5 protein-coding genes and 1 tRNA gene are annotated in these 5572 nt (G+C 77.3%); 2 read left to right on the forward strand and 4 right to left on the reverse strand.

What is annotated here, in order from left to right; all coding sequences use genetic code 11:
* Positions 1-307: GntR family transcriptional regulator (locus IDM29_RS14345; protein WP_223148360.1), on the reverse strand; the 307-nt coding region annotated here is incomplete at its 3' end.
* Positions 308-385: 78 nt separating this feature from the next.
* On the opposite strand from IDM29_RS14345, the gene IDM29_RS14350 reads away from it, so the two are divergent.
* Entirely contained in the window at positions 386-1072 is a 687-nt protein-coding gene (locus tag IDM29_RS14350; RefSeq protein WP_182113236.1) for a pyridoxamine 5'-phosphate oxidase family protein, read from the forward strand.
* A gap of 38 nt (positions 1073-1110) precedes the next feature.
* Here IDM29_RS14350 and rsmI read toward each other — a convergent pair whose 3' ends face one another.
* Complete coding sequence (gene rsmI, locus IDM29_RS14355; protein WP_182113235.1) at positions 1111-1950, reverse strand: 16S rRNA (cytidine(1402)-2'-O)-methyltransferase; 840 nt, start codon at positions 1948-1950, stop codon at positions 1111-1113.
* 61 nt (positions 1951-2011) lie between these two features.
* On the opposite strand from rsmI, the gene IDM29_RS14360 reads away from it, so the two are divergent.
* Positions 2012-3586 (forward strand): dolichyl-phosphate-mannose--protein mannosyltransferase, encoded by a 1575-nt coding sequence (locus tag IDM29_RS14360; protein ID WP_182113234.1) that lies wholly within the window; start codon positions 2012-2014, stop codon positions 3584-3586.
* Between the two features lie 39 nt (positions 3587-3625).
* Here the strand turns inward: IDM29_RS14360 and IDM29_RS14365 are convergent, their stop codons facing one another.
* A complete protein-coding gene (locus IDM29_RS14365; protein WP_182113233.1) occupies positions 3626-5224 on the reverse strand; it encodes a family 20 glycosylhydrolase in 1599 nt (532 codons plus the stop codon).
* Between the two features lie 85 nt (positions 5225-5309).
* Positions 5310-5385: transfer RNA gene (locus tag IDM29_RS14370), tRNA-Ala, on the reverse strand.
* Between the last annotated feature and the right edge of the window lie 187 nt (positions 5386-5572).

Below are 5572 nucleotides of genomic sequence, written 5' to 3' on the forward strand. Positions count from 1 at the left end.
CGACGCGGGCCAGCGCCGCGCCGTGGTCGGGCAGCAGACGAGGGTCCGGCGCGCCCGAGGCGAGGTCGAGCACGCCCGTCGGCACGACGGGGTCACCGGCGGCGCGCGCGTCGACCGGGGGACGGTCGCGGACCCTCGTCCCCGCCCGCCCGGCGGTGCCGACGACGCCGCGCCGGCGCAGCTCGCCGTACGCCTTGGCGACGGTGGCCGGACTGACCTCGAGCGCCGCCGCGAGCGCGCGCACGGTCGGGAGCGGCGAGCCCGGGGGCAGCGCGCCCGTCCGCACGCCGGCTTCCACGCTCGTCACGATCTCCCCTGACGTGCGGCCCTCGACCCGGTATTGTTCTCGCACAGACACCCGTTTGTTATATCACAAAGGATCGCCATGGCCACGGACAGCGTCACCCGCCCGACCTCGTCGCCCGCCGGCGCGCCGTCGGACGAGTACCCCCGGACCCCGCGCACGACGGCGACGCGCGACCGCGGCCGGATGGCCTACGACCGCGCCGCCGCCCACGCGATCCTCGACGAGGCGTGGCACTGCACCCTGGCGTTCGTCGTCGACGGCGAGCCCCGGGCCCTGCCGACGCTGCACGTGCGCGTCGACGACGTGCTCTACCTGCACGGCTCGACCGGGAGCCGCCCGCTGCTCGCGGCGCGCGGCGGCGGCCTGCGCGTCTGCGCGTCCGTGACGGTGCTCGACGGGATCGTCTACGGGCGGTCCCAGTTCCACCACAGCGCGAACTACCGGTCGGTCGTGGCACACGGTGACGCGACGCTCGTGACGGACGACGCGGAGAAGCGCCGGGTCCTGCACGCGCTCGTCGAGCGCACGGGCGCCGGCCGCGCCGCGGACAGCCGGCCGCCGTCGCGGCGCGAGCTGGCGGAGACGGCCCTCCTGGCGCTGCCGCTCGTCGAGGTCTCCGTGCGCGCGCGGGCCGGCGGGGTGAAGGACGAGCCCGAGGACCTCGCGCTGCCCTACTGGGCCGGTGTCGTCCCGCTCCGGACCGTCGCGGGTGCACCCCGGACCGACCCGACCGTCACCGCCCCGATCCCGGCCTACCTCGGCTGACCTCGGCTGACCCCGACGGCCCCGGCGCCGCGGACGTCTCAGCGGCCGCGCCCCGCGAGCGCGGCGGCGTAGAGCTCCCGCTTGACCACGCCCGTCGCCTCGGCGACCGCCGCCACGGCGTCCTTGAGGCGCTCGCCGGCGTCGGCGCGCGCGAGGACCTCGGCGACCAGCTCGCCCATCGGCGCGGTCGCGGGCTCGGGTGCGCCCGCGACGACGACGGCGACCTCGCCGCGCACGTCGTGGTCCGCCCAGGCCACCAGCTCGTCCAGCGGCCCGCGGACGACCTCCTCGTACGTCTTGGTCAGCTCCCGGCACACGGCCGCCGCGCGGTCCGTCCCGAAGGCCTCCCCCATCGCCGCGAGCGTGGCCGCCAGCCGGTGCGGCGCCTCGAAGAACACCATGGTGCGGCGTTCGCGCTCGAGCTCGCCCAGCGCACGCGCGCGGTCCCCGGGCTTGCGCGGCAGGAAGCCCTCGAAGGTGAAGCGGTCCGTCGGCAGGCCGGACACGGCGAGCGCCGCCAGCACCGCGCTCGGCCCGGGCGCGGTCGTCACGGGCAGGCCGGCCTCGACCGCCGCCCGCACGAGCGTGAACCCCGGGTCGGACACGGTCGGCATCCCGGCGTCCGACACCACCAGCACCGTGCCACCGCCCCGCACGACGTCGAGCAGCTCGGCGGCGCGTGACCCCTCGTTGTGCTCGTGGTGGCTCACCACCCGCCCCGCCGGCCGGATGCCGAGGCGCTGCGCGAGCGCGGCGAGCCGGCGCGTGTCCTCCGCCGCGACGACGTCGGCCTCCGCCAGCAGGCGGCGCAGACGGGGCGACGCGTCCTCGACGTCGCCGATCGGCGTCGCCGCCAGCACGATCCGGCCCGTGGTCATCGGGCCAGGCTAGGCGCTGCGCGGCACGCCCGACGCCGCCGCGGTGTCCTAGCCTGACGAGGTGCCGCTCGCCGTCCGCCCAGCGCCACCGGGCGCGCCCGACGCGACCGGCGCGACCGGTCCGCGTCCGGGTCGGTGGCACCGAGCGCTCGAGGCGGCGCAGGGCTGGCCCGCCACCCTGGCCGTCGCCGGCGTCGCGGCGGCGCTGCGCCTGCCCGCGCTGGACCGCCCGGACGTGCTGGTCTTCGACGAGACCTACTACGTCAAGGACGCGTGGACGCTCCTGCACCTGGGTTACGAGGGCTCGTGGCCGCCGGACGCGGACGAGGCGTTCGCGGCGGGCGACGTCGACGGCTTCTCCACCGACCCCAGCTACGTCGTGCACCCACCGGTCGGCAAGTGGGTCATCGCGCTCGGGCTGCGGCTGCTGGGCGCCGACGACCCGGTGGGCTGGCGGCTGGGCACGGTGGTCGCCGGCATCGTCCTGGTCGTCCTGATGACCCGGGTCGCCCGGCGCCTGCTCGGGTCCACGGCGCTCGGGGTGGTCGCCGGGCTCCTCGTCGCGGTCGACGGCGCCGCGATCGTGATGTCGCGCACGGCGCTGCTCGACGGCGTCCTCGCGACCCTGGTCATGGCGGCGTTCGCGGCGCTGCTCGTGGACCGTGACCGCGCCCGGGCGCGGCTCGCCGCCGCGACCTGGCCACCGCGCGCGCCGAGCCGGTGGGGTCCGTGGTCCGCCGTCCGGCCCTGGCGCGTGCTCGCGGGCGTCCTGCTGGGCCTGGCCGTCGGCACCAAGTGGAGCGCGCTGTGGTTCGTCGCCGTGCTCGGCCTGGTCACCGTCGCGTGGGACGCGAGCGCCCGCCGCCGCGCCGGTGTGGCGCTGTGGTGGCAGGCCGCGCTCGTGCGCGACGCCCTGCCCGCGTTCGTCGCGATCGTCCCGACGGCCGCGCTCACGTACGTGCTGACCTGGACCGGCTGGCTGCGCACCTCGGGCGGCTACGGGCGGTCCTGGGCCGCGACGCACCCGGGCGAGGGCCTCACCTGGCTCCCCGACCCGCTGCGGGCGCTGGCCGAGTACCACCGCCAGAACTGGACGTTCCACACCGGCCTGAGCACCGACCACCCCTACGAGTCCTCACCGCTGGGCTGGCTGGTGCAGTGGCGGCCGACATCGTTCTTCTACGACGCGCCGGAGCCCGCCCAGCAGGCGTGCGGCGCGGCCCGGTGCGCGCAGGCCGTCACGTCCCTCGGCAACCCGCTCGTGTGGTGGCTCGGCGCGGCCGCCGTCGTCGCGTGCGCGTGGTGGGTCGTGCGCTGGGCCGACGGCGTCGCGGCGGTCGCCCTCGCGGGGCTCGCCGCGGGCTGGCTGCCGTGGTTCGCCTACCCGGAGCGGACGATCTTCACCTTCTACACGATCGTGATGCTGCCGTGGTTGGTGCTGTGCCTCACCTGGGCGGCGGCCCGCGCGCTGGCCTGGGCCCGCGACGAACCGCGCCGCTCGATCGTGCGGACGCTGCTGGTGGCGGCGGCGATCCTCGTCGTCGTGACGACCGCGTTCTTCTGGCCGGTGTGGACGGGCGAGGTGATCACCTTCCGGTCGTGGCAGCTGCGGCAGTGGCTGCCCGACTGGCCCTGAGCCCGGGCGGCACGGCGAGCCCGTGCGCGTCGGCGGGACCTACCAGTCGACCTGCGGCGAGCGGTACCAGGGCAGCTCTCGGGCGTCCCACCGCCGGCCGAGCCGCGGCAGGCGCCGCGCGAAGCCGTCCCACCCGCGCCGCTCGGCCGGCGACCACGCCACCTCGGCCACCGCCGCGAGCCGCGGCAGCAGGAGGAGGAACAGGTCCTCGCGGGTCCGCACGCCGTGCGTCCACAGGACCGCCTCGACGCCGAGGACCCGGCCGGCCGGCACGCCCGGCAGGACGTCGGCGGGCTCCCAGTCGTAGCTGTCCCGGACGTCGATGTGGCCGGCCCGGTCGCCGCCCCCGGGCGTGGCGTCGCCGTCCCCGTCGTCGTACCCGGCATCCAGGCCGACGCGCGTCGCCGGGGACAGGACGACCCGCGCCCCCAGGCGCGCCGCGTGCGCGACCTCCTCGGGCCCCTCGCGCTCGTCCCAGTACTGCAGCACCGCACCGGCGAGCGCGTCCTCGAGCGCGTGGTCGACGTCGGCGCTCCCTGCGGCGCCGGTCGGGTCAGGCCCGAGCGCCCGGGACATCCGCTGCCGCCCGACGACGCCCTTGCCGGCCGCGGCCACCTCGCCCACCGCGGCACGCACCAGGGCGCGGTACTCCCCCGGGTCCATCCCGCGAGCCGCGTCGGCGCCGACGTGGACCCACGGCCCGGGCGTCATGGCGGCGACGTCGCCCAGCACGTCGTGCAGGAAGGGCCCGGTGGCCGGCAGGTCGGCACGCAGGCGGCCGATCCCGACGTCGGTCCCCGTGTAGGCGGCCGCCGGCTCCCCGCCCGGGTTGAGCGCACCGAGCGCGTGCAGCGCCGCGTTCACGTGCCCCGGCACGTCGACCTCCGGCACGACCGTGACGTGACGCGATGCCGCGTGGGTCAGGATCAGGTCCCAGTCGCCCGCGGTGTAGGCGCCGCCCGGGTCGCCGCCGACCGCCGTCGGCCCGGACGCCGCCGCGAGCGCGGGGCGCGACGGCACGTCCAGCCGCCAGCCCTGGTCGTCGGTGAGGTGCAGGTGCAGCACGTTGAGCTTGAGCGACGCCATGGCGTCGATGACGGCGCGCACGTCGTCCACCCCGAAGAAGTGCCGGGCGACGTCCAGCCCGAGACCGCGCCAGGCGAACCGCGGCACGTCGACCACCACCTGGGCGGCGACCTCCCACCGACACTCCGCCGACCCCGGGAGGGCGATCTGCTGGAGGGTCAGGGCCCCGTGCAGCAACCCGGCACCGGACGGCGCGACGAGCGTGACGGCCCGCTCAACCACCTCGAGGCGGTAGCTCTCGTGCGCGAGCGTCGGGTCCGTCCCGGGCGGCAGCCCGACGTCGGCCGGCGAGCCGATCCGCAGCACGACGGCGCCGGGTGAGCCGTCGTCCTCCTGCACGACGGCCACCGGGCTCTCGCACAGGGCACCCAGGCGACCGGCCACGAGCACGGCGGTGGCCACGGCCTCGGGGTGGCCGTCCGTCACCACCCGGACGCCGCCCCGGGCCGTGAACCCGGGACCGTCGAGGCGCCTCACCTGCGCGGGGACGGGCACGGCCAGGTCGGCCGCCGTCGGGAGCGCCGCCCGCGGCGAGCCGAGCGCGCCTGCCACCCTGTGCCTCCCGAGGTCCGCCCGCGACGGGCCCGAACGACGAGGACCCTGCCACACCCCGGGCGGGGTGGGACAGGGTCCTCGGTGGTGGAGCTGAGGGGATTCGAACCCCTGACCTTCTCATTGCGAACGAGACGCGCTACCAACTGCGCCACAGCCCCAGAAGCGAGGAAAAGACTAGCACCCGTCAGGGCCAGGTCCCGCCACGTCCGCACCGCGGACGCGGGGGCCGCGCCTCACTCGCCGGACGCCCGCCGGCGCGCCAGGACGGCGTCGAGGTCGAGTCCCGCGGGCCGCGCGGGCGCCGCGGCGACGGGAGCCGCGGGCGCGGTCTCGTCCGCGGTCACG

The sequence above is a fragment of the Actinotalea sp. JY-7885 genome, assembly GCF_014525465.1.
Lineage (GTDB): Bacteria > Actinomycetota > Actinomycetes > Actinomycetales > Cellulomonadaceae > Actinotalea.